The organism is Alicyclobacillus acidocaldarius subsp. acidocaldarius DSM 446 (assembly GCF_000024285.1).
In the GTDB taxonomy this organism is placed as follows: domain Bacteria; phylum Bacillota; class Bacilli; order Alicyclobacillales; family Alicyclobacillaceae; genus Alicyclobacillus; species Alicyclobacillus acidocaldarius.
Map to the genome: position 1 here is coordinate 1,828,782 of NC_013205.1, position 21,931 is coordinate 1,850,712.

Below are 21,931 nucleotides of genomic sequence, written 5' to 3' on the forward strand. Positions count from 1 at the left end.
GCAACGTCCTCCCCCATCCTCAGCCGTGCTTCCACGCGATGAGCGCCACGAGCGCGCCACCAAGCGCCCAAAGGACCCGGCGAACCGCTTCTTTGCGCCGGACGTGGCGCGGGCGATTCCACTCGTACACCGCGGTCTGGACGGACTCCTGCATCACATCGATGACGATCACGCCGCTCGCTCCATGCAGCAAGGCGACCAACGCATACCGCTCATGCAACTCCTGTTCGGAGACCGGCTCCGTACGAACAAAAACAGCATACTCCCGCCCTTCTTTGCGCGCAATGAAGTCCGGGCGAAGAGATCCGGACCATTGAGCGGATGCCATCCGGGTCACGTGGGTGACGCCTTCGCTCCGCCTGACGAGCTCGTAGCCATTCGCCTCAAGCCATCGCCGCCCCATGGTCTTGAGGCCTTCCACCGGAACTTCCTCGTCCCGATCCCAAAGCGCCGCACCAAGCGATCGCAGAAAAATCGCAATCGCCGCAAGGGCGCACACCAGCGCAAGCCCTGAGATCATTCCGCGCCCCCGTTCGGGTCCGTGCTGCTCTTCAGGTGGGCCCATGCGGCCTCGACGACCCGATGGCTCTCGGTCACCCACCGCATGGTCTCCTCCGGATCCGGGTGCATGCGGAACCAGCCGAGAAACTCGACGTTGCCGTCTCCACCGGTGATGGGCGAGTACGTGAGCCCGCGGCAGCACCAACCCATGGACTCGATACTCTTCAGGATGTCCAGGAGCACGGCCCGATGAACCTCGGGATCGCGCACGATGCCGCCTTTGCCCACCCGATCCCGCCCGGCCTCGAACTGAGGCTTGATCAGCGAGATGATGTCGACGTCGGGGAGACAGACCTCAGACAATTTGGGGAACAAAAGGCGAATGGAGATGAAGGACACGTCCATCACGGCGAGATCCGGCCGTGGGTCAAATCGCGCCGCATCGACATGGCGAAAGTTGGTGCGCTCCATCACGCGCACCCTATCGTCCTGGCGCAGTCGCCACGCGAGCTGGCCGTAGCCCACGTCGACCGCGTAAACCAACCGGGCGCCGCGCTGCAACAGGCAGTCGGTGAACCCGCCCGTCGACGCCCCAACGTCGATCGCGACGCGGTCTTTCACCGGAATGCCGAACGTGTCGAGCGCGCGCTCCAGTTTCAACCCGCCGCGCGATGCGTACTCGCGGCTGGGCCGCTCAACCTCGACGTGCGCGTCTTCCGCGACCTTGAAGCCCGGCTTGTCGGCGCGCACGCCGTCGACGCGCACGAGCCCGGCCATGATGGCGCGCCTCGCCGCTTCCCGGCTCGCATACAGCCCCCTCGCCACCAACAGGAGATCCAGCCTCGTCTTGTTCATCCATCCCGCCCCCGATCCGCCCGCCGAGGCCTCCGTTTTCGCGACGGATCTCGCCGGCCCAAAAGCACGGCGAACGACTCCCACACGCGCGCGGCAAACAGGATGATGGGCGTCGGGGAGTGAATGGCGATGGTCTTTCCGATGGCTTTTCCTCCGACCGTGAGCGAGGTGATGACGGCGGTGATGCCGATGCGAAGCGCCTCCGGGGCCCATCCGTGTGCCTGAATCGCCTGGATGACCTGAACGCTCACGGCAAGAGCGCCCGCGCCGCTCAAGACCCCGGCGATGTCGCCAATCACGTCGCTGCAGACACTCGAGACCTTCTCTGCGTTGCGCACGATGACAATCGCGCGGCGAGCGCCAAACACCCGCTCGGCGGCCATGGCGTGAAACGGCGTCTCGCGCGCAGCTGCGGCCGCCATGCCGAGCATATCGAACAGCGCCCCCACCAGGACGATCACGACCACGATCGAGGCACCCACGTACCAGCGCGCCGCATTCAAAAAAATGGTCGAGGTATCGAAAACCGCACTGATGGGCAAGGTCAGTGCGGCAATCGTCAGCGCAAACGCGTAATTTGCGGTTTTGGAAGTCGTCTTTCTCACGCGCGCTCCCTCGGCGTGCCGCAGGACTGGGGCAACGCCATTCCTGTATGTATCGATGCCCGGGTGGCAACTCCCTGAGTAAACGCTGTGGCTTAGGTCCAGTAGGTTTTCCCAAGCGCTCACCGAGACGTCGCCGTCCCGGCGGTTTCCCTTTCAGAGCGCGTTGGCCGCGTCGCCGACAGCCAGACTGGATTACCACTTAGTCCACACTATAATCCTCAGGGAGCCTCGCCTCGTGGCGAACAGTCTAGGCGTTTTCCGCGACAACCGCTCCCGCGCCCTAGCCTCTTTTGCAGTACGGATTTCACCCAGCACCGGTGGTCGCGCCGTGGCCGCGGCCGACCACCTGAATTCCTGGGATCCTTCAGTACCACTCAAGGCAGGCTACGCTGCACACAGATTGCCTCCGCATGCAGGTTCATACCCCAAGCCATAGCAAAAACCATGGTTCCAGCTACGAACTTGGGCCTCCGCGAAGGCTGGGTCGCGTCCCGCATGCCATTGCGGGCTGCCCAACCTTCTTAACTCCCAGCATGAGCCCAGGGCTGGGCGCCCCAAGCCCACACCAGGAACTTCATCGATGTGCCCTTTGACGGATTTTTAGCCCCGTCTTCAGGCGCGGACGGTTGACTAGAATACTGCGCCACCCGCAGGGACGTTTCGTCGGACTTCGTCAGTTGTCATTATACCACAGAGTCCGCGGCCCCCGCAGAGGGAGACGCTGGAGTCCTGTCCATCGCGATGCGGCGACACCGTCAGCGATCCCGCTCCACGATGAGCGCCTGAAGCGCTTTGAGCGGTTCCGACCGCACCCCGACCTCCGCCAACGCTTGCTCACCGCGGCGGATGACGTCACGCGCCATTTGGCGCGTCTTCTCCACGCCGACGAAGCGCGGATAGGTCAGCTTTCCTTCTTCCACATCTTTTCCAGCCGTTTTCCCGAGTTGCTCCGTGGACGCCGTCACGTCCAGCACGTCGTCGATCATTTGGAACGCCAAGCCAAGGCACTCGCCGTAGCATGAAAGCGCCCAGCGCACTTGGTCGTCGAGATCGGCGAAATACCCGCCGATCTCCACACACGCCTGAATGAGTCGAGCCGTCTTGTGGAGGTGAATGAATTCGACGTCCTGGAGGGTCCCCTGGCCACCCGTTCGTTCGATGTCGACGGCCTGTCCGCCGACCATGCCGTCGACACCGGCGCGCGACGCCAGCGTGCGGATCATCGCCAGCTGTCGCTCGGCAGGAACGCCCTCCAAGGGACGGGCCAACAAATGAAACGCCTCGGTCAACAGAGCGTCCCCGGCCAAAAGGGCCATGGCTTCGCCAAACACGACGTGATTCGTCGGCTGCCCGCGCCGAAGATCGTCGTCGTCCATACATGGAAGGTCGTCATGAATCAGCGAATAACAGTGAATGAGTTCGACCGCGGCAGCGGCGGGAAGGACGCGATCCCTCGGCACGCCAAACGTCTCGGCCGTCGCGATGACGAGCGCTGGACGTAGCCGCTTGCCATCGGCCATGAGGCTGTAATTCATCGCTTCCTTCAGTCGAGCGTGAAGGCCCGTCGGTTCGAACAGGCGCGCGAGAAACGCGTTGACCGCTTCCTTGCACGCCTCGAGGTACGTCTGCAACGCATTCACCCCCGGATTGGCCAGCGCCGGTCATGGCGAAACCGATTCGTCCGCCAGTTCCTGACCGAGCTTTTCGAGCTGAAATTCCGCCTTGTCGAGCTGCTCCCGGCAAAACTTTACGAGCCTCATCGACTCCTCGTAGGCCCGGATGGACGCGTCCAGAGGCAGATCCCCCGCCTCGAGCTGGCGCACGATTTCCTCCAGCCGCCGCATGGCCTGTTCAAAGGTCCAATCGGAGTTGTTCCACTCGGCCGCCCGCGTCTCCTCCACGCGCCTTCACCTCCGCTTCCACCGTACCGTCGTGCATTCGGATCCCAATTCGCTTGCCTGGAGCAAGCGATTGGGCCGAGGTGATGACGGATCGCCCGTCTTCGTCGAGAATCACGCCGTATCCGCGCCGCAGCACGGCCAGCGGATTCAGTGCTTCGAGCTTGCCAATGACGCCCTCGAGTTTCCGGCTCTGCACGAGCAACTGGCGCTCCGTAAGCGATCGCACCTGGTGCTCGAGACGCATCAGGTCCCGCCTGCGCCCTTGAATCGCCCCGCCCAGCTGCACGCGTTGAAGCCTTCGCTCCAGATCGGCCAGCGCTCGACGGCGCAACCCGATGGGGCGGCGCTGGGCCTCACGCACGCGCGTTTCGATGAAATCCACGAGCTGGCGCCTCACCGCGATGATCCGCGTCGGGTCCCGAAGCACGGGCCGCCCCGCCAGATCCAACAGCCGCTCTCGCCCCCAAGCGACCTTGACCAACGCCGCCTTCCGCGCTCTGGCCGACGCCTGTTCCAGGTACGCCCGAAGCTCGGCTTGGTGCGGGCATACGAGCTCCGCTGCCGCCGTGGGCGTCGCGGCCCGGACGTCCGCCGCGAAATCGCACAGGGTCACATCGGTCTCATGCCCGACGGCCGAGACGACGGGCACAGGCGATCGCGCCACGGCCCGCACCACCATCTCCTCGTTGAACGGCCAAAGCTCTTCCAATGAGCCTCCGCCGCGCCCCACGATGATCACGTCCACCTTCGGTTCCAGCGCGTACAACACCTCGAGCGCGCGCACAATGGTGGGCGCCGCGTCGGGGCCCTGCACCTGCGCCGGCGCGAGAATGACCCGCGCGAGCGGATAACGGCGTTCGATGGTCGTGCAGATATCCCGAATCACCGCGCCCGTGGGACTCGTGACGACCCCCACGCGCAACGGGAAGCGGGGGAGCAGCCGCTTCCGCTCCGGAGCAAACAGCCCCTCTGCGGCGAGCTGTTGGCGAAGCTGTTCGTAGCGAACGTATAGGGCGCCCAATCCATCGGGCTCGAGGTCCTCCACATAGAGCTGATACTGGCCATCTCGCTCGAAGACGCCGACGGAGCCGAAGGCGATCACCCGCATCCCGTCTTCAGGCTGAAATTGGAGACGGCGATTCCGGCTGCTGAACATGACCGCGCGGATTCGGCTGGTCTCATCCTTGAGCGTAAAATACATGTGGCCGCTCGGGTGGTGTTTGAAATTCGAGATCTCCCCGACCACGCGGCACTGGATGAGCCGCGGATCCGACTCCAAACGCTCTTTGATCCGCCGATTGAGTTCGGTGACGGTGAGCACCGCTTCCGCCTCGGCCGCGGCGCGCGTCAGCGCGTTCATCCTCGTCCTCCCCCTCGCCGCATGGCGCATAGATCGAAGGCGTTTTGGGCCACCATCGCAACCGTCATGGGACCCACGCCGCCCGGAACCGGTGTGAGCCACGAGGCGCGCTCCCTAACGCCGGGATCGACATCCCCTCGCGGGCCGTCCGCGGTGTACGTCAGCCCCACGTCGATCACGACCGCGCCCGGCCGGACCTCCTCGGCCCCAACGAGACCCGGTGCGCCCGCCGCGCTCACGACGATGTCCGCCTGCCGCGTCCACACCGCGACGGACGGCGTCTGCCGATGACATTGTACCACGGTCGCGCCATGCGCCATGAACCACTGGGCGATGGGCCATCCCACCAGCGGACTGCGTCCAATCACGCACGCCACCTTGCCGTGCACGCCGATCTCATGCTGATGCAGAAGTTCCCCGACGCCCCGCGCCGTGCAGGGCCAGACGCGAGGGAGACCATACGCCATCTGGCCCAGATTCTCAGGATGAAGCCCGTCCACGTCCTTATCCGGGCGCACACGCCTCAGGATCTCTCCCTCGTCCCACCCCGCCGGAAGCGGAAGTTGAACCAGTATGGCATCCACCTCGTCGTCCTCGTTGAGGCGGTCAATCGCCGAGCGGAGTGCATCGGGACCCTCTGCCGCTCGGAAGGTGCGGATCTCGGCAACAAGCCCGGCCCCACGTGCGAAGCGAGCCTTTCGCCGCACGTGCCCGAGCGATACCTCGTCCGCCTCGGAGACCAACATCACGAGCTTCGGCAAGATGCCGCGCGAGGCGAGCTCTTCGACGCGCCGTTTGAGCTCTTCCTGAACGCGCTCGGCCGCTCGTCTCCCGTCCAACCGCTGCGCCATGTTCACCCCACGCCTCCATCCAGAAGACAGAAAGCGACAGGCTGTCCGCTCCACGGAGCCGAACAGCCTGTCCGCCATCCTCAATGCCCGAGGTTCGTCATGCTCGTGCTGTGACCCGGGAAAAGCTTCGCCTTCGGATCGATGTAGGTCTTTGCGTTGTTGACCGCCGTCGGCGCTTCGCCAAAGCCCGTCGCGATGAGCTTCAGCTTGCCCGGGTAGGTGACGACATCCCCCGCCGCGTACACGCCAGGGATATTGGTTTCCATCTTGGAATTCACGACAATGTCGTTCTTCTCGATTTCAAGCCCCCACTCCTTGATGGGGCCAAGCGAAGCGTGAAACCCGAGTCCACTCACGATGGCGTCGACTTCGAGTTCTTCGTGCTGCTTTGTCTGGTTGTTGACGATCACGGCCTTTTCCACCCAATTTCCACCCTGTACGTCCACCAACTCGTAGAACGTCTTCACGTGCACGCGAGACTCGAACAGTTTGCGCACGCTGTCCTCGTGCGCCCGGAAACCGTCTCGGCGATGGATGAGCGTCACCGAGTCGGCGACCTCCTCGAGCATCAGCGCATAGTCCACTGCCGTGTCGCCGCCGCCGATGACGAGCACCCGCTTGCCGCGATAGTGGTCGATCTTGTCGATGTAATAGGCCACGCCGCGGCCCTCGAAGTGCTTGGCGGACTCCGCCGGAAGCGGTCTCGGCGTGAAGGCGCCGATGCCGGCGCAGATAATGACCGCCTTGCCCACGTGCACCGATTGATTGGTATGCAGTTCAAACAACCCATCTTCGCGCTTCACGAGCCGCTCGACGGACTCGTTCAAATGGACGCCCGGCTTGAACGTCATCGCCTGCTCGATCAGCTGGTCGACGAGATCGCGCGCTCGAATTTTCGGAAATCCAGCGACGTCGTAAATATACTTTTCGGGGTACAGCATGGCAAGTTGTCCGCCTAATCGAGGCAAGCTATCAATAATTTTACAAGAACAGTTGCGCAACCCCGCATAAAACGCCGCGAAAAGGCCGGTCGGGCCACCCCCGATGATCAACATGTCTGTGACATTCTCTTGAACCTGCACGTTCTCCGACAACGCAGAACCTCCTTTGTTCACGACACTACGGGCCCCATTATAGCAAGATAGGTCCGAAAAGACTATCAATGCCCATGTGCTTTGTCGACAATTTTCTGTTCGAGATTTTGCAAAAGGATTAGGGTGCGCACTCGCGCCAGTAGCCGATGGTCGCCACGCCGAGCGCGTTGTCCCTCGCGAACTCCGGTGGAGCAAAGGCCACGTGGATACCGGGCACGCGCCGCTCCAGGCGAGATCGGATGGTGCACTGGATAAACTGGTTCGACGCCACACCGCCCGCGATGAGGACGTGCCGAGCGGTTTGAGCATGTCGAACGGCATATTCGACAGCTTTCGCGACCGAGCGCGCGATGCACGCCTCCACGGCCCGCGCCACCTCGTGGGCTGGCGCACCGGCCTGCACGGCGCGCAGCGCCGCCGTGAGCGGCCCCGAAAAGCTCATGCTCGCGCCGCGGACCGGTGCTTTCAGCAACAACTCGCCCGGGGAGGTTCCGCACCGCCGAGCGAGTTGTTCGAGGTGTGGCCCGGCCGGAAATGGGAGTCCCAGCGCGACACCGACGCGATCGACCAACTGACCGGGATGAAGATCCAGCGCCTCTCCGACGCGGGTGATGGCATACCCGGACGGTGTGCGGCGCGCGATGACGACATCACACGTGCCGCCCGACATATGGACGGCGACAAATGGGGCGCCGGGCATCGGCGCGAAATACTCCGCGGCGGCGAGATGGCCTTCCTGATGCGAGGTTCGCGTGAGCGGAACGCCGAGGCTGTGGGCCAACGACGCGGCCACAGCGAACCCGCTTTGAAACACCGGCATATACGAAGACGCCCACGGCCTTGGCCGCACAGAGACGGCGACGCGGCGCCACGCGGGCCGCACGCCCTCTGCCATCAGCCTGTCCAAAAGCTCGGCCATCACCGTGGGGAAGTTCTGCACATGCTGAAACGCGGCCTCGCTCTGGCGCAAGCCGCGTTCTCCGCGCGGCACGCGCAGCGGTCTCCGCGCCTCGGCCACCATCCGCCCATGGACTGCGTCCACTGCGCACACGGAAGTCGTGTAGTTGCTCGTATCCACGCCAAGCACGAGAGGCGTTTCACGCGCCATCGTCGACGCCCTCCCGCGCCGGTTCGGCCGCGCTTGCTGTCCGCTTCTCCTGCCCCGCCTCGCGCGTATCCGCACGTCGCCGATCCGCCACGGCGGGCAAAAGCTTCGCGAGCACACCGTTCACGAAGCGACCGGATTGCTCCGTGGCGAACGTTTTGGCAATCTCCACGGCCTCGTCGATGGCGCTGGCAATGGGCAGTTCCGGCTCGAACAGCAGTTCGTAAGTGGCGAGGCGCAAAACGTTCCGCTCGACGCGCCCGATGCGTTCAGGCGACCAGCGCTCCATGTGCCGGGCAAGCAACTCGTCGATCTCGTCCAGATGCCGGCGCGTGCCATCGACGAGTTCCTCGATGTACGTGAAGTCTCCCCCGGCATCCGTGCCGCGTTCGGCCAACGCGGAGGCTATCGCTTCCGCCGAGCCGAGATCGCGCTGGACGTCGAGCACGCACAGCGCCTGCAGCGCGCACTCTCTCGCTTCATGTCGGGTCAATCGGCTTCACTCCGTCTATCGATCTGTCAACAGGCGTTCCAGGATGCGCCGCCAGGACTGATTTTCCTCCCAGACGCGCCCTCCCGCGTATCCAATGGCGGCGAGTACAAAGAGGAGCAGGACACGCCAGAACCCGAAGATCATCCACAGGATCCAAAACGAGATCCCCGCGGCAACCCCATGATACCTGCGCGGACGGCTCCGAAACCAAAGCCACGCTCTGCCAAGGCGGTTCATGCGCCACTCCACGCCTTGCCAACGTGCCCGTTCGGGGCAATTTCCGTGACGTGGACGATGACGCGTTCCACCTTGACCCCGGCCGTCCGCTCGACGTACTCCTTCACAGCCGCTTGAGCTTCACGGCTGAGCGCCGCAATGTCGATGTCGGGCAACACCTGCATCCGGCAGGCGATGAGAATGCCGTCGTGTCCCTGTCGCACGCGGGAGTCGAACGACTCGGCCCCTTTCAACTGGGAACCCCGGCGGTTCGCCAGCTGACGCAAGGTCTCATACGAGATGCGAATTTGGCCGTGATCGCCCGCCAGAAGCACGGACTCGGCGGGGCCGCCCGCCCCGCGGCGGCGGGAGCGATAGAACAGGAAGCGGATGGACAACAGCGCGCCGACCACGCCCACCACGAGGCACACCATGTTCCACGGCTGAACCGCGAGTTCACTCGCGGCCCACGCGACCGAGATGACGCCCGCGCCAAGCAGGGCGAGAAGCACGCCCAGCACGAGCCCCACGAGCGACAACAGGAACAAGAGGAATCGATCGCCGAAATTCATCCAATCCCTCCTGTCGAGCGCTCCTCCCCAGGGAGCGCTGCTCCAATCTGATCCGCATCCTGCGCGCGCTCCGCCTCCGTCTGGAAGGCCACGCCCACCACGTGTACGTGCACTGCGTTGACGCGCAGGCCCGTCATCGACTCGACGGACGATTTCACGTGCTCCTGGATCTGGTACCCGACCTCCGGAATGCTCACGCCGAACCGGAGCTGCACCCAGACGTCGATGGTGCACGAGCGCGCCGCCTCGTCATACTGGACCTTGACGCCTCTCGTCATATTTTTTCTTCCTGTGATGGACTCGGTGATGCCTCCGGCCAGCGAGCCGCTGGTGCCGATCACGCCGTCCACCTCGTTCGTCGCGACGCCTGCGATGATCTGCACGACTTCATCCGAAATGTGCACCGAACCGCGCTCGGTCAATTCGTACTCCATGTCGGCCATCTCCATCTTCCTCCTCAGCCCTCGTCGGGCTCCGCGTGAGAATGGAACGGAATGCTAACGTTCTTCGTCTAGAGTATTGGATTTTCCTCCAAAAATCGAGTCGATACGTCGCCTTTTCGAAAACGCTCGTTCTGGAGGAGCGCCATATGAAACGGAATGGTCGTCTGGATGCCCTCAATCTCATACTCGCTGAGCGCGGACAACATCCGGGCGATGGCCTGATCGCGCGTCGGCGCCCACACGATGAGCTTGGCAACCATGGAGTCGTAGTACGGCGGGATGGTGTAGCCTGGGTAACAGGCGGAATCCACACGCACGCCGGGGCCGGACGGCGCCAAATACGATCGGATGGTCCCCGGCGAAGGCGCGAACTGGCGGAACGGATCCTCCGCGTTGATCCGGCATTCGATGGCGTGGCCTCGCAGCACGATGTCCTCCTGTTTGACCGAGAGAGGTTCGCCGGCCGCCGCCAGGATCATTTCGCGGACGAGATCGACACCGGTCACCCACTCGGTCACGGGATGCTCGACCTGAATGCGCGTGTTCATCTCCATGAAGTAGAAATCGCCATCCGGTGTGTAGATAAACTCGACGGTGCCCGCGCCTACGTAGTCCACGGCCCGAGCGGCCCGCACCGCGGCGTCTCCCATCTCCTGCCGCTTCTCTTCCGTCATGACGGGACACGGCGACTCTTCGACGAGTTTCTGAAGGCGGCGCTGTACGGAACAGTCGCGTTCCCCGAGGTGAATCACGTTGCCGTGTCGATCCGCCAGGATCTGAATCTCCACGTGGCGCATCCGCTCAATGTACTTTTCGATGTAGATGCCTGGATTGCCGAACGACGCCTCCGCTTCCCTGCGGGCTTGGTCGTACGCTTTCCGGAGCTCCGGCTCGTCGCGCACCACCCGGATCCCGCGGCCGCCGCCTCCCGCGGTGGCCTTGATGATCAGCGGATAGCCGATGGCATTCGCGATGGCGAGCGCCTCTTCCAAGGACTCCACGAGGCCCTCGCTGCCCGGCACCGTCGGCACGCCGGCCCTGCGCATGGTCATCTTCGCTGTCGACTTATCGCCCATGAGCTCAATGGCCCGCGGGCTCGGCCCGATGAACGTGATCCCGCACGCCTCGCACGCTTCCGCAAAGTCGCTGTTCTCCGAAAGGAACCCGTACCCTGGATGCACCGCGTCGACCCCGCACAGCGTCGCCACCGACATCACGCTGGGGATGTTCAGGTAGCTCATCTTGGCGGGCGCCGGCCCGATGCAGTACGCCTCGTCCGCCATCCGCACATGCAGCGCATCGCGGTCCGCCGTCGAATATACGGCAACCGTCTCGATCCCCAGTTCGCGGCATGCTCGGATCACGCGGACCGCGATCTCGCCGCGATTCGCGACCAACACGCGCTTAAACATCCACGGCTCTCCTTCACCCAGTCAGTTTTCGGTCGAACACCGCCGTCAGGTGCGGCGCACCTTGAACAGGGGCTGACCGTACTCGACCAACTGCCCGTTTTCCGCCAAGATCTCGACGATCTCGCCAGAGACCTCGGCCTCGATCTCGTTCATCAACTTCATCGCCTCAATGATGCACACGACCGTCTTCGGCCCGACCTGCGAACCAACATCGACGAACGGAGGGGCATCCGGCGCCGGCGCCCGATAAAACGTGCCCACCATCGGCGACGTGATCACGTGCAAACCCGGGTCCTCGGCCGCCGCGGGAGCCGCGCTCCCGGAATGCGGCGCGGCCGATGGCGCGGGCGCGGCCTGCGCGACAGGCATCGCCACCTGCGGCACCGTGTACGAGACGATCTCGGCCCGCTTGGCCAATCTCACCTTCCCGTCCTCGAACTCGAGTTCCAACTCGGTCAGCGTGCTGTCGTCCAGCAAGCGAATCAGCTCACGAATTTCTTCCATCGTCAGCAACCCATCGTCTCTCCCCGATCCGGATCTCCAAATCCATCTGACAAGGTCTTCACGAGTATACCACAGGGACGCCTACCGTTCTAGGGAATGGAAGAACGTAGAAGAGGCTGTCCCCCTGCCATCTCTCGCCGATGGCGACAAGGCCAGCCCCTCATAGGTTGCTGAGTGAAAAAAGGAGGGGCAGCCCCTTCGCATGGCACGTTTGGGACAGCCCCCCACCACTGATTTCGGTTCAAGCGTGCGGTTTGACGGAAATGTTGAAGATCGACGTGTCCAACTGCTGACTGACGATGTTCATGATCTTCACGGCGTCGGCCTTCGAGAGATGGTTCGTCTCGACATACACCGTGAACGTGGTCTGGTTCTTGTCCGGCGCAATGACGGCGTTCTTGTATCCCTCCGCGATCACGGCCTGCGTCGCTTGCTGCAGGCTGTTGTACAGCGCTTCTTCCTCGCCCAGCTGCTTTTGCGCCTCGGCGATCTGCGCCTGAGAAGCGTTGTTGTTTGCAATGATCGCCTGGTCGTTCGAGATTCTCTGGCTGATCTCGTTGTTCACGGAAGCTTGGAGCGCATTGTACCAATTGTCCGCACTGGACACGTTCGACCCGGTGGTCTCCTGCGTTTGATTCGAGACCTGCGTCGCATTGGTGGGACTGGTCGTCACCGTGGGTGTCGTTGAGTTCGACGGGTTCGTGGACGTCGTGCTGGTCTGATTGTTCATCGTGTAGTAGCCAATCAGCATCAGGCTCAGCACCATCATCGTGGACAACCACACCGTCTGCCGTTTCACCATCGCATGCATCCTCCTAATCTCCGTCTATTCACCCTTTTGAGGTTCGACAGTAATCTTATATGCGGGCACGTCCAACACATTCGTAATTGCGTCCACGATTTCTGTTTTCGCCTGGACAAAGTCATTGGCATCCACCGTGACCAACACGCCCAGGACGCCGACGCCGTTCGTGCCCCCGCTCGCCAGTTGGCCGCTCTGCGCGAGTGTCACGAGCACCGAGACGGCGTTCACCCCCGGAAGCTTTTGCAGCATCGACTGCAACTCGTTTTCGTAGTACGACGCGATCGACACGAGCCCTTGAGGCCCTTGGTCGGTTCCGGTGGCGTTCCATGGCCAGGTCGAGCTCGCCGAGCTGGCGTTGGTAGGCGACGCGGAACTGACGGGCTGCGATCGCGCCCCTGGCCACAACCAGCTGAACGCCAGCAACACCACGCCGAGCGCCCCCAAGGCGACAAGCCCGCGCTGTTTGAGAAGAAGATTCCAGTTCATCGGGGCGCGTCTCCCTCGTCCAAGACCTCGACTTGGTTCGGCCCGATGTCCAGATGGGACGCGATGATCTGCCGAATCTCCACCGCGTCCGCCATGCCCGTAGGCCGAACCAGCACGGTGACTGCCATCTGGTCGGCGCTCGTGGGGTGTTCGACGGTCACCTTGACCACCTCCGAACGGATCGGATCGGGCAGAGACGCCTCGGCCCATTCCGCGAGATACGTGGCGGCGTCCTGATCCTCCGCCTGATGAAGTGCTTGCGCGTAATCTTGGACAGCGCGGCTTTCCGGCTGCGCAGGGGCCGTTGTGGCCGTGTTCCCAAACAGGAAGTCCGAGGCCCGGTCTGCCGCGCTGTTTGCCCACCCTCCCCGAAGCGCCGGCAGGATGGGGCTCAACAGCGCCGCCAGAAGAGCCACCCCCACCGTCATCCGGACATAGCGCACAAGCCCGCCGGACGGCAGCATCATCTCCGCAATCCCGCCGATGAGCGCGATGGCCACCACTTGCCTCAGCCACTCTCCGAGCCCGTTCACGCCGTGATCACCGCCAGGTTGGCCGCCGCAAGCAGGATGCAGATGGCAAAGAAGAACATCAGCGCCACCGTGGCCACCGAGGCAAACACGAGCAGCATGGTCCTCCCGAGCGCCCCGAGGCAGGCGATGATCGGCGTTTCGCCCACCGGCTGCATCACGGCCGCGCCTGCGGAATACATCGCGGAAACCGCGAGGATTTTCATCGCCGGAAACGCCGCCATCAGCGCGATCACGACGAGCCCTGCGATCCCGACGGCGTTTTTGACGAGAAGCGAGGCGCCGAGCACCGTTTCGGCGGCGTCGGAGATGGCCTTGCCCACCACGGGCACAAACGTCCCCACGCCAAACTTCATCGTCCGAAGCGCCAGCCCGTCCGCAATTCCACGCCCCGTTCCCTGCACCGCGGTCACGCCCACAAACACCACGAGGGCAAAGCTCAGGACCGCGAGCCCAGCCGTCCGCGCCAAGGACGCCAGCCGTGTCAGCGGATACCGCGGGGCCATGGACGACGCGAGCTCCAAAACGGCGGCCAAAAAGACCAGCGGAAAGACCACGAGGAACACGACGTTGGAGACGAAGTGCACACAAAAGATGAGCATCGGCTGAAAGAACGCCGCCGACGCGAGCGATCCCGACCCCGCGAGCAGCGCGATGGACACGGGCATGGTGGCGAGCATGAAGTGGTTCATCGACTCGATAGCCTGACGCGCCGACCCGAAGGTTTCCACGAGCGACCGCGTGACGAGCGCCGCGAGCACGAACGAGACCACCATTTGGGCCACTTCGCCCACCGACTCTTCCGCGAACGACGACTGCATCATCCTGAGAAGCACCGCTGCCACGGAGAGGATGAGAAGTCCCCCGAAGAGGCCGACATCGTCGACGACTTCCTGAAAAAAGTAGTGCACCAAGCCCGACACCATGCCGTGAAAGGAAGGCCCCCCGTGCTCAAGCACCGACTGAATGAGCGACGGACCACCGGCGTGCGGAAGAAATCCCCCATACTGAGATTCGAGCTGGTGCCAGTAGGCGTCGATGGACTGCGTGTCGACGTGATCGAGCTCGCTCTGCGCGGTGTTTTGAAGGATCTGCTCGGCGGACTGTTCGGCGGACTGTTCGGCAGACTGCGTCACCTGGCCGTCGGTCGGATCTCCCCGCGCCCAGACCGGGAGCCCGACGAGGACCACCACGGAAGTGAACAACGCGATGAAAAAGCGCCACCGGTTCCTCACAAGCCTCGCCCCTTCACGGAATCATCCGAACGATCACGTCGAGCACGTCCTTGAAGATGGGCAGCGCCAAGAGGACAATTCCGATCTTGCCGGCGAGCTCGATCCGCCCGCCGAGCGCGGACTCGCCGGCGTCGCGCGCGATGTCAGCCGCGAATTCCACGACGTACGCGATGCCGAGGATGCGGATGAGCGTCTGGAGAAACATTTGGTTCATGTGCGCCGCCGCCGTCAGCTGCTGAAACGTGTCGAGCGCGCCCGAGATGGATCGCACCAAAAGGAGAAGAATGAGGACGCCCGCGAACAGGCTGACCAGCGTCGCAAAGGACGGCATTTGTTGTCGCAGAAGCGCTGCGAGCACCGTGGCGGTCAGGCCAATGCCGATGATTTGAACGATGTGCACGAGATTCACCTACTGCAGCAGGAAGACGCTGGTGATTTCGTGATACAGGTGGTCGACGTATCCAATCACGATCACGAACACGGCCACCAAGCCTGCCAGGGTGGCCCAGTGCGCGAAATCCTCTTTGCCACTCTGCTTCAATACCGTGTGAAAGATGGCCGCGATAAAGCCTACGGCGAAAATGCGAAACAGATCCCGAATCTCGGGCGACATCACGCATCCCCTCTTTTCGCGCACATTGCCTCGCGTCCGCCTGTTACAGGAGCAGAAGGACGATGAACACCCCGGCCAAGGCACCTAGGTATTGCCACAGGCGTGCGCCTTGGATGGCTTCGTCCTGCGCGGCTTGAATCGCCGCTTCCAGATCCGCGCGCGCCGCGAGAAAGGGCTGTTGCAGGTGGTCGCGATCGGCTACGGCGATGGAGCGCAACAGGCGAAGGAACGGCTCCGCATCCGCATCCCGCAGGGTTCCGCTCGTCGCCGAGGCAAGCGAGACGTTCTGGAGCGCGATTTCAGGGGAATCGGCGGGACGGCTGAGCACATTCGCCATGTCCACGAGCCACGATCCGCACCACCCTCCGAGCCGCGTGCCGACCGCACGCAACGCCTGCGGAATCGGCGTCGCATGGTATTCGACTTCGCTCTGAAGCTCGATGAGCGCCTGAAGCAACTGCCTGAGGGCCTTGGGTCGATCCCGGTAGCCCTGAGCCACGCGAAGTCCGATGAGCGTACAAGCGAAAAGCACCAACGCGGCACCCGCAAGCTTCATCTCGCCTCCGCGCCCCCGCGGCGAAGCGGTCGCCCCTCCGCGTCCAGGACCGCCTCGACGGTGCCCGGTCCATGGCGGCGGCTCAGCACGATATACCGGTCGAAGGCGCGCGCGGAAAACAATCTCTCCATCCACGGCCTGCGGCGCCACGCGTCGAGCGAAGCGGCGTGCGCGGTCGCCACCACCGCGACGCCTGCGAGCGACGCCTCCAGCACCGCCTCCGCATCCTCCATTCGGCCGATCTCGTCCGTGACCACGACGTGCGGAGACAGACTCCGAATCGCCATCATCATGCCCTCCGCTTTCGGACACCCGTCGAGGACGTCCGCGCGGGGGCCGAGATCGAATTGCGGGATGCCGTCGACGCTGCCCGCAATCTCCGAGCGCTCGTCGATCACGGCGACCTTCAAGCCGGGATCGACGAGCGCGAAGTCGCCGTAGCTGAACCGGCGCGCCACGTCGCGCACGAGCGTCGTCTTGCCGCACTGCGGCGGCGATACGATGAGCGACGAAAGCGGACGGCGTGAGACGCGATCGTACAAGAAAGGCATTACGGACGCCGCCGCGCCCGGATGATCGCGCGAAATGCGAACGTTGAGCGAGGTGACGTGGCGAAAGGCGCGCACATGCCCCGCTTCCACCACGGCGCGGCCCGCGATGCCCACCCGGTGTCCGCCCGGCAAGGTGACGTATCCGTGCCGCATGTCTTCCTCCACGGCGTAACGAGAAAACTGCGTCAGGCGCTGCAGAACCTGCGCCAATTCGTCGGCCGAAACGCGCACACCGCGATGCGGTGACTGCGTGAGTTCGCCATCTTCCGCCAAAAAGGCGGGGCGCTGACGCAGGCACAGTTCGAGCGGCTGCCCGGCGCGCAGACGAATCTCCTCAAGTTCATCGAGCAAATCGTCGCTCAAGCCTTGGAGCGACCGCGCCAACTCGCCGGGCAACACGGCGAGCACTTGCTCCAGGACCGATCTCGGATTCGAACGCGCCACGGACACACCGGCCACCCCCTGCCTAGTCCATGTATATGGACGGGCGTGCGCCTGTATGCGAATCGCCGGTTCGTCGGAACCCCGCGTGAAGGGATTGCATTGAATGAGGAGAAGAGCGAGGAGGGTCGATGGTGGATCTGTCTCTGATCGTCCGATGGATCGTCGTCTTCCTGGTGATCTTTCTGCTTTTGATGGTGCTCGTGTTCAGCCTCATGCGAAAGAAGGCATGAAAAGGCCCGTGCGGGAGGCGAATCCCACCTGCCGCACGGGCTTTTTCACCGCGCCCTTTGACTCACGCGCGCGACACGTATTCGCCCGAACGCGTGTCGATCACGACTTTGTCGCCCACGTTGATAAAGAACGGCACCTGCAGCGTGTACCCCGTCTCCACTGTCGCAGACTTGCTGCCGCCCGTCGCCGTGTCACCGCGGATGCCCGGCTCAGTATCGATGACCTCGAGCTCCACGGTATTGGGCAGATCGATGCCGATGATCTCGCCCTGGTACTGAACGATGAAGCAGTTCATGTTCTCTTTCAGGAAGTTCAGTTCGTACTCGAGCTGAGCGCGCGGGATGTTGATCTGCTCGTACGTCTCGGTGTCCATGAACGTGTAATTCTCGCCGTCGTTGTACAGGTACTGCATCTCACGCGTCTCAATCCGCGCCCGCGGCACTTTTTCCCCCGCGCGGAACGTCGTCTCTCGAATCGCGCCGGTCTTCACGTTCTTCAACTTCGTCCGCACGAACGCCGAGCCCTTGCCCGGTTTCACGTGCATGAACTCGATCACGCGCCAGACCGATCCATCGTACTCAATGGTCGTCCCGTTGCGAAAGTCGTTGCTTGAAATCATGCGTCAAGCCCTCCAACTTTGTCATCTCACGGCTTCGGCTGGCAGAGAGCGAGCGTCGCCAACCGGTAGCCCTCGAGGCCAAGCCCCACAATCTGGCCCGTGACGACGTCACTCAGGACCAGTTGGTGCCGAAACGGCTCGCGGCGGTGCACATTGGAGATGTGCACCTCGACCGTAGGCCGATCGATGTCTTCCAGACAATCGCGCAGCGCGTAACTGTAGTGCCCGAACGCCCCCGGATTGATGATGATGCCGTGCGCTCCAGACCCGTACTGCTGCAGGAAGTCGATGAGATCGCCTTCGTGGTTCGACTGTCGGTCGATCACGTCAAAGCCGAACGGGAGGGCCGTGCTTCGGACCAACTCCACCACGTCCGCCAGCGTGCGCTGGCCGTAGACCTCCGGCTTTCGCACGCCCAACCGATTGAGGTTGGGCCCGTGAACGAGCAGAATATAGCGATCCGCCACAACGCGCCCCCCTTGTCCCAACCGTTCCAGCCAGAAAACCGCTCCCATTGTAACACAGCCGCGCAAAGCCTTGCTATACTGGTCGTGAAGGAGGCCACAGGATGGAAATCTGGCTCGTTCGCCACGGAGAGACGGACTGGAACGTCGAAGGGCGCGTCCAGGGATGGACCGACGTGCCGCTCAACGAGGTCGGCAGGCGACAGGCCGACCGGCTGGCCGCCTGGCTCCGGCCCGTCCATATCGACCATATCTATTCGAGCGATCTCGAACGCGCGCTCGAGACCGCGCGGCGGGTGAGCCGCACCACCGGCGCGCCCATCACCGTGCGGCCGTGCCTGCGCGAACATTATTTCGGCCAAGCCGAGGGGTTGCTCCGCAGCGAGAGTCTGCGGCGTTTCCCGAACGGCGCGCCGGATCGAGAGCCGCCCGAGCACGCCACCGAACGCGTCGTGCGATGCCTGAAAGACATCGCGCGCGCACACCCGCACGGGCGCGTGCTCGTCGCCACCCACGGGGGCGTCGTGCGCTCCGTCCTTCGGTGGATGGGCGTCGACTTCACCACCATCGACAACACGAGCATCACGCGGATCTCCGTCATCGGAGATACGTTCCACGCGCTCGGCGTCAACGAGACGCCTCATCTGGCCGACCTCTCCGCACTGCGTCAGTCCAACGGATGACGCAGTCGCGGCTGCCGCGCCGCCTTGACCTCGTCGAGCCTTCCCACAATCGTTCGATGCGGAGCCGTGCGCACGACCTCCGGTTCTTGCTCGGCTTCGCGAGCGATTTCGCGCATGATCTCGACAAAGCGATCCAGGGTCTCCTTGCTCTCCGACTCCGTCGGCTCGATCATCATGCCCTCCTCCACGATGAGCGGGAAGTAGATGGTCGGCGGATGCACGCCGAAGTCGATGAGGCGCTTCGCCATGTCGAGCGTGCGGACGCCGAGGGCCTTTTGCCTCTTGCCTGAGATCACAAACTCGTGCTTGCAAGGCCCTTCATAGGGCGCCTCGAAATGGGACTTCAACTGCTGCAGCAAATAGTTGGCGTTCAGCACGGCCGCCTCCGACACCTGCTTCAACCCTTCGGCGCCGAGCGTGCGAATGTAGGCGTAGGCGCGCACCAGCACGCCGAAATTGCCGAAAAACCCCTTCACCTTGCCGATGGACTTCGGCCGATCCCAGTTCCACGCGTACTGATGGCCTCGCTTCTCCAGGACAGGCACCGGAAGGTATGGCTCCAGAAACGCCTTCACGCCCACCGGCCCGGCTCCGGGCCCTCCGCCTCCGTGCGGCGTGGAGAAGGTCTTGTGAAGATTGAGATGGACCACGTCAAAGCCCATATCCCCGGGCCGCGCGTAGCCCAAGATGGCGTTCATGTTGGCGCCGTCGTAATACAGGAGACCCCCCGCATCGTGCACGATGCGCGCGATCTCGACGATATCGCGCTCGAAAAGCCCAAGCGTATTCGGATTCGTCAACATGAGCGCGGCCGTGCGCTCGCTCACCGCCTGGCGCAGCGCCTCCAGATCCACACGGCCATCGGGCCGAGACGGAATGGTGACGGCGCGCAGCCCCGCCATGCTCACGCTGGCTGGATTGGTGCCGTGCGCAGAGTCAGGGACGATGACCTGATCGCGACCAGTCTCGCCGCGATCGACGTGGTATTTCCGGATCATCATGAGCCCCGTCCACTCGCCGTGCGCACCGGCGGCCGGTTGCAGGCTGACCGCGTCCATGCCCGTGATGACCGCGAGGTGCGCGCTCAGTTCGTGCAGCAGGGCGAGCGCGCCCTGCACCAGTTCCTCCGGCATCAGCGGATGAAGCCGCGCGAAGCCATCCAGCCGGCTCCAACGCTCGTTCCGCTTCGGATTGTATTTCATGGTGCACGACCCGAGCGGATAGAAGCCGCTGTCCACGCCGTGATTCTTCTGAGACAGCGCCGTGTAGTGCCGCACCACGTCGACCTCGCTCACCTCGGGCAGGCGAGCCGGCTCGCGGCGCACATACGGCTCGATCTCGGCCAGATCCGCCTCCGGCACATCCAGTTCCGGCAGCTCATACGCCCGTCTCCCCGGGCGGCTCAGCTCGAAGATCAGCGGCTCCAGCCCTTCCCGCTGAATCGTCATTGCGCGAGCACCTCCTTGATGGCGGCGACAGCCCCGTCCATGTCCGCGCGCGTCCTCACTTCCGTGACGGCGACCAGCACGCCTCCTTCGAGCGAAGCATCGTCCTTGCCGAGGTCGTAGCCGAACAGATAGCCGCGCTCGAGCATTTCGCGCTGCACCTTCGAGACGGGACGAGCTACGCGAACGGCGAACTCGTTGAAGAAGGGGGCATCAAACAGCGGCTCGACACCCGGAACCTCGAGCAACCGGGCGCGGAAATAGTGGGCCTTGTGGTAATTTTGACGAGCGAGTTCCTGCAACCCTTGCTTGCCCATGTACGCCAGGAAGACCGTGGCCGCGATCGCGCAGAGGGACTGATTCGTGCAGATGTTCGAGGTCGCCTTTTCCCGGCGAATGTGCTGCTCGCGCGCTTGGAGCGTGAGCACGAATCCGCGCCGCCCGTCGGCGTCAGTCGTCTCGCCGACAAGGCGCCCTGGAATCCTCCGCATGAGGAACTCCTGAACGGCCATCACGCCGAGATACGGTCCACCGTACGACAGGTTGATGCCGAGCGGTTGACCCTCCGCGACGACGATGTCCGCCCCCATTGCGCCGGGCGCCTCCAGGAGCCCGAGCGCAATCGGGTACGTCTGCACGACGAGGAGCGCCCCCCGGGCGTGCGCAATTTCGGCAATCGCGCGCAGATCCTCGATGGCACCGAAGAAGTTCGGATACTGCACGCAGACGCACGCTGTGTCCTCGTCGACCGACGCCGCCAGCGACTCCATGTCGATCCGGCCGTCGCGGTGCGGGACCTCTTGAAGCCGGATGGTCTGGCCGTTGGCATAGGTCTGAAGCACCCTGCGAGCTTCTGGATGCAGCGTCGCGGAGACCACGACCCTTTCCCGCCGCGTGTGCTGACACGCGACGAGCGCCGCCTCGGCGAGGGCAGTCACGCCGTCGTACATGCTCGCATTGGCGACGTCCGTTCCCGTCAGTTCCGCGATCATCGTCTGGTATTCGAAGATGGCCTGGAGCAAGCCCTGGCTCATCTCCGGTTGGTACGGCGTGTACGAGGTGTAGAATTCGGACCTGGAGATGATGGCATCCACCACGCTCGGCTGGTAGTGCTCGTAGGCACCTGCGCCGAGGAAGGACACCAGCTGACCGAGATGCCGATTTTGCGCCGCAAGCTGCTCCATGTGCTTGCCGAGTTCAAGTTCGGGCATGGGCCTGGGCAGATCGAGCGCGGAGGTCAGCCGAATGGAAGGCGGGATGTCACGGAACAACTCCTCGACGCGCTCAATGCCGAGCGCCCGCAACATCTCCTCTTGGTCCTCGTCCGTATGCGGAAGATAACCGAAACGCGACAACG

The 21,931-nt window shown here is 63.6% G+C and carries 28 protein-coding genes; 1 reads left to right on the forward strand and 27 read right to left on the reverse strand.

What is annotated here, in order from left to right; genetic code table 11:
• Window positions 1-19: 19 nt before the first annotated feature.
• From AACI_RS08725 to aroQ, 25 genes are all read right to left on the reverse strand, one after another.
• Complete coding sequence (locus tag AACI_RS08725; RefSeq protein WP_012811076.1) at window positions 20-520, reverse strand: hypothetical protein; 501 nt, start codon at window positions 518-520, stop codon at window positions 20-22.
• On the reverse strand, window positions 517-1,356 hold the full coding sequence (locus AACI_RS08730; protein WP_012811077.1) for a TlyA family RNA methyltransferase: 840 nt from the start codon (window positions 1,354-1,356) through the stop codon (window positions 517-519). Before AACI_RS08730 ends, AACI_RS08725 begins: the two co-directional genes overlap by 4 nt.
• Entirely contained in the window at window positions 1,353-1,961 is a 609-nt protein-coding gene (locus tag AACI_RS08735) for a hypothetical protein (protein ID WP_012811078.1), read from the reverse strand. Before AACI_RS08735 ends, AACI_RS08730 begins: the two co-directional genes overlap by 4 nt.
• Window positions 1,962-2,716: 755 nt before the next feature.
• The gene (locus AACI_RS08740) at window positions 2,717-3,601 is read right to left on the reverse strand and encodes a polyprenyl synthetase family protein (RefSeq protein WP_245530501.1); all 885 of its coding nucleotides are present in this window, start codon (window positions 3,599-3,601) and stop codon (window positions 2,717-2,719) included.
• 21 nt (window positions 3,602-3,622) lie between these two features.
• On the reverse strand, window positions 3,623-3,862 hold the full coding sequence (gene xseB / locus AACI_RS08745) for an exodeoxyribonuclease VII small subunit (RefSeq protein WP_008339081.1): 240 nt from the start codon (window positions 3,860-3,862) through the stop codon (window positions 3,623-3,625).
• Entirely contained in the window at window positions 3,813-5,222 is a 1,410-nt protein-coding gene (gene xseA / locus AACI_RS08750) for an exodeoxyribonuclease VII large subunit (protein ID WP_012811080.1), read from the reverse strand. Before xseA ends, xseB begins: the two co-directional genes overlap by 50 nt.
• Window positions 5,219-6,073, reverse strand: coding sequence for a bifunctional 5,10-methylenetetrahydrofolate dehydrogenase/5,10-methenyltetrahydrofolate cyclohydrolase (locus AACI_RS08755; protein ID WP_041708130.1), 855 nt, complete (start codon window positions 6,071-6,073; stop codon window positions 5,219-5,221). The genes xseA and AACI_RS08755 overlap by 4 nt, the downstream gene beginning before the upstream one ends.
• A gap of 80 nt (window positions 6,074-6,153) precedes the next feature.
• Complete coding sequence (locus tag AACI_RS08760; RefSeq protein ID WP_012811082.1) at window positions 6,154-7,167, reverse strand: NAD(P)/FAD-dependent oxidoreductase; 1,014 nt, start codon at window positions 7,165-7,167, stop codon at window positions 6,154-6,156.
• A 118-nt stretch (window positions 7,168-7,285) separates the two neighbouring features.
• Window positions 7,286-8,275: a peptidase M22 gene (locus AACI_RS08765; protein WP_012811083.1), complete on the reverse strand. Its 990-nt coding sequence runs from the start codon at window positions 8,273-8,275 to the stop codon at window positions 7,286-7,288.
• On the reverse strand, window positions 8,265-8,765 hold the full coding sequence (nusB, locus tag AACI_RS08770; protein ID WP_012811084.1) for a transcription antitermination factor NusB: 501 nt from the start codon (window positions 8,763-8,765) through the stop codon (window positions 8,265-8,267). The genes AACI_RS08765 and nusB overlap by 11 nt, the downstream gene beginning before the upstream one ends.
• Window positions 8,766-8,780: 15 nt before the next feature.
• Window positions 8,781-9,002 carry a DUF2273 domain-containing protein gene (locus AACI_RS08775; RefSeq protein WP_012811085.1) on the reverse strand — a complete coding sequence of 74 codons (222 nt, stop codon included), beginning with the start codon at window positions 9,000-9,002 and terminating at the stop codon, window positions 8,781-8,783.
• The gene (amaP, locus tag AACI_RS08780; RefSeq protein WP_012811086.1) at window positions 8,999-9,553 is read right to left on the reverse strand and encodes an alkaline shock response membrane anchor protein AmaP; all 555 of its coding nucleotides are present in this window, start codon (window positions 9,551-9,553) and stop codon (window positions 8,999-9,001) included. Before amaP ends, AACI_RS08775 begins: the two co-directional genes overlap by 4 nt.
• The gene (locus AACI_RS08785) at window positions 9,550-9,996 is read right to left on the reverse strand and encodes an Asp23/Gls24 family envelope stress response protein (RefSeq protein ID WP_012811087.1); all 447 of its coding nucleotides are present in this window, start codon (window positions 9,994-9,996) and stop codon (window positions 9,550-9,552) included. The genes amaP and AACI_RS08785 overlap by 4 nt, the downstream gene beginning before the upstream one ends.
• A gap of 68 nt (window positions 9,997-10,064) precedes the next feature.
• On the reverse strand, window positions 10,065-11,408 hold the full coding sequence (gene accC, locus AACI_RS08790; RefSeq protein WP_012811088.1) for an acetyl-CoA carboxylase biotin carboxylase subunit: 1,344 nt from the start codon (window positions 11,406-11,408) through the stop codon (window positions 10,065-10,067).
• Between the two features lie 45 nt (window positions 11,409-11,453).
• A complete protein-coding gene (gene accB, locus AACI_RS08795) occupies window positions 11,454-11,921 on the reverse strand; it encodes an acetyl-CoA carboxylase biotin carboxyl carrier protein (RefSeq protein WP_012811089.1) in 468 nt (155 codons plus the stop codon).
• Window positions 11,922-12,153: 232 nt separating this feature from the next.
• Window positions 12,154-12,714 carry a SpoIIIAH-like family protein gene (locus AACI_RS08800; protein ID WP_012811090.1) on the reverse strand — a complete coding sequence of 187 codons (561 nt, stop codon included), beginning with the start codon at window positions 12,712-12,714 and terminating at the stop codon, window positions 12,154-12,156.
• Window positions 12,715-12,738: 24 nt separating this feature from the next.
• Window positions 12,739-13,203 (reverse strand): hypothetical protein, encoded by a 465-nt coding sequence (locus AACI_RS08805; RefSeq protein ID WP_012811091.1) that lies wholly within the window; start codon window positions 13,201-13,203, stop codon window positions 12,739-12,741.
• On the reverse strand, window positions 13,200-13,736 hold the full coding sequence (locus AACI_RS08810; RefSeq protein ID WP_012811092.1) for a stage III sporulation protein AF: 537 nt from the start codon (window positions 13,734-13,736) through the stop codon (window positions 13,200-13,202). The genes AACI_RS08805 and AACI_RS08810 overlap by 4 nt, the downstream gene beginning before the upstream one ends.
• Window positions 13,733-14,968 (reverse strand): stage III sporulation protein AE, encoded by a 1,236-nt coding sequence (spoIIIAE, locus tag AACI_RS08815; RefSeq protein ID WP_012811093.1) that lies wholly within the window; start codon window positions 14,966-14,968, stop codon window positions 13,733-13,735. The genes AACI_RS08810 and spoIIIAE overlap by 4 nt, the downstream gene beginning before the upstream one ends.
• 13 nt (window positions 14,969-14,981) lie before the next feature.
• Window positions 14,982-15,368 carry a stage III sporulation protein AD gene (gene spoIIIAD, locus AACI_RS08820; RefSeq protein WP_012811094.1) on the reverse strand — a complete coding sequence of 129 codons (387 nt, stop codon included), beginning with the start codon at window positions 15,366-15,368 and terminating at the stop codon, window positions 14,982-14,984.
• 9 nt (window positions 15,369-15,377) lie between these two features.
• Window positions 15,378-15,581: a stage III sporulation protein AC gene (spoIIIAC, locus tag AACI_RS08825; protein ID WP_012811095.1), complete on the reverse strand. Its 204-nt coding sequence runs from the start codon at window positions 15,579-15,581 to the stop codon at window positions 15,378-15,380.
• A 43-nt stretch (window positions 15,582-15,624) separates the two neighbouring features.
• Window positions 15,625-16,137: a stage III sporulation protein AB gene (locus AACI_RS08830; RefSeq protein ID WP_012811096.1), complete on the reverse strand. Its 513-nt coding sequence runs from the start codon at window positions 16,135-16,137 to the stop codon at window positions 15,625-15,627.
• Window positions 16,134-17,138, reverse strand: coding sequence for a stage III sporulation protein AA (spoIIIAA, locus tag AACI_RS08835; protein ID WP_012811097.1), 1,005 nt, complete (start codon window positions 17,136-17,138; stop codon window positions 16,134-16,136). Before spoIIIAA ends, AACI_RS08830 begins: the two co-directional genes overlap by 4 nt.
• Window positions 17,139-17,424: 286 nt before the next feature.
• Window positions 17,425-17,982 (reverse strand): elongation factor P, encoded by a 558-nt coding sequence (gene efp / locus AACI_RS08840; RefSeq protein WP_012811098.1) that lies wholly within the window; start codon window positions 17,980-17,982, stop codon window positions 17,425-17,427.
• 26 nt (window positions 17,983-18,008) lie between these two features.
• Window positions 18,009-18,449 carry a type II 3-dehydroquinate dehydratase gene (gene aroQ, locus AACI_RS08845; RefSeq protein WP_012811099.1) on the reverse strand — a complete coding sequence of 147 codons (441 nt, stop codon included), beginning with the start codon at window positions 18,447-18,449 and terminating at the stop codon, window positions 18,009-18,011.
• A 101-nt stretch (window positions 18,450-18,550) separates the two neighbouring features.
• Here aroQ and AACI_RS08850 point away from each other — a divergent pair, with 101 nt between their 5' ends.
• Window positions 18,551-19,129 (forward strand): histidine phosphatase family protein, encoded by a 579-nt coding sequence (locus AACI_RS08850; protein WP_012811100.1) that lies wholly within the window; start codon window positions 18,551-18,553, stop codon window positions 19,127-19,129.
• Here the strand turns inward: AACI_RS08850 and gcvPB are convergent.
• Both gcvPB and gcvPA read right to left on the reverse strand, forming a co-directional pair.
• A complete protein-coding gene (gene gcvPB, locus AACI_RS08855; RefSeq protein ID WP_012811101.1) occupies window positions 19,114-20,577 on the reverse strand; it encodes an aminomethyl-transferring glycine dehydrogenase subunit GcvPB in 1,464 nt (487 codons plus the stop codon). The genes AACI_RS08850 and gcvPB overlap by 16 nt on opposite strands.
• Complete coding sequence (gcvPA, locus tag AACI_RS08860; RefSeq protein ID WP_012811102.1) at window positions 20,574-21,929, reverse strand: aminomethyl-transferring glycine dehydrogenase subunit GcvPA; 1,356 nt, start codon at window positions 21,927-21,929, stop codon at window positions 20,574-20,576. Before gcvPA ends, gcvPB begins: the two co-directional genes overlap by 4 nt.
• Window positions 21,930-21,931: the final 2 nt, after the last annotated feature.

What these genes read in the sequence shown, in the direction of transcription:
- AACI_RS08725 (WP_012811076.1), bottom strand. Translation starts at nt 520, where the DNA reads ATGATCTCAGGGCTTGCGCTGGTGTGCGCCCTTGCGGCGATTGCGATT.
- AACI_RS08730 (WP_012811077.1), bottom strand. Translation starts at nt 1,356, where the DNA reads ATGAACAAGACGAGGCTGGATCTCCTGTTGGTGGCGAGGGGGCTGTAT.
- xseA (WP_012811080.1), bottom strand. Translation starts at nt 5,222, where the DNA reads ATGAACGCGCTGACGCGCGCCGCGGCCGAGGCGGAAGCGGTGCTCACC.
- AACI_RS08755 (WP_041708130.1), bottom strand. Translation starts at nt 6,073, where the DNA reads ATGGCGCAGCGGTTGGACGGGAGACGAGCGGCCGAGCGCGTTCAGGAA.
- AACI_RS08765 (WP_012811083.1), bottom strand. Translation starts at nt 8,275, where the DNA reads ATGGCGCGTGAAACGCCTCTCGTGCTTGGCGTGGATACGAGCAACTAC.
- AACI_RS08775 (WP_012811085.1), bottom strand. Translation starts at nt 9,002, where the DNA reads ATGAACCGCCTTGGCAGAGCGTGGCTTTGGTTTCGGAGCCGTCCGCGC.
- amaP (WP_012811086.1), bottom strand. Translation starts at nt 9,553, where the DNA reads ATGAATTTCGGCGATCGATTCCTCTTGTTCCTGTTGTCGCTCGTGGGG.
- AACI_RS08785 (WP_012811087.1), bottom strand. Translation starts at nt 9,996, where the DNA reads ATGGCCGACATGGAGTACGAATTGACCGAGCGCGGTTCGGTGCACATT.
- accC (WP_012811088.1), bottom strand. Translation starts at nt 11,408, where the DNA reads ATGTTTAAGCGCGTGTTGGTCGCGAATCGCGGCGAGATCGCGGTCCGC.
- AACI_RS08800 (WP_012811090.1), bottom strand. Translation starts at nt 12,714, where the DNA reads ATGGTGAAACGGCAGACGGTGTGGTTGTCCACGATGATGGTGCTGAGC.
- AACI_RS08805 (WP_012811091.1), bottom strand. Translation starts at nt 13,203, where the DNA reads ATGAACTGGAATCTTCTTCTCAAACAGCGCGGGCTTGTCGCCTTGGGG.
- spoIIIAC (WP_012811095.1), bottom strand. Translation starts at nt 15,581, where the DNA reads ATGTCGCCCGAGATTCGGGATCTGTTTCGCATTTTCGCCGTAGGCTTT.
- AACI_RS08830 (WP_012811096.1), bottom strand. Translation starts at nt 16,137, where the DNA reads ATGAAGCTTGCGGGTGCCGCGTTGGTGCTTTTCGCTTGTACGCTCATC.
- efp (WP_012811098.1), bottom strand. Translation starts at nt 17,982, where the DNA reads ATGATTTCAAGCAACGACTTTCGCAACGGGACGACCATTGAGTACGAT.
- AACI_RS08850 (WP_012811100.1), top strand. Translation starts at nt 18,551, where the DNA reads ATGGAAATCTGGCTCGTTCGCCACGGAGAGACGGACTGGAACGTCGAA.
- gcvPB (WP_012811101.1), bottom strand. Translation starts at nt 20,577, where the DNA reads ATGACGATTCAGCGGGAAGGGCTGGAGCCGCTGATCTTCGAGCTGAGC.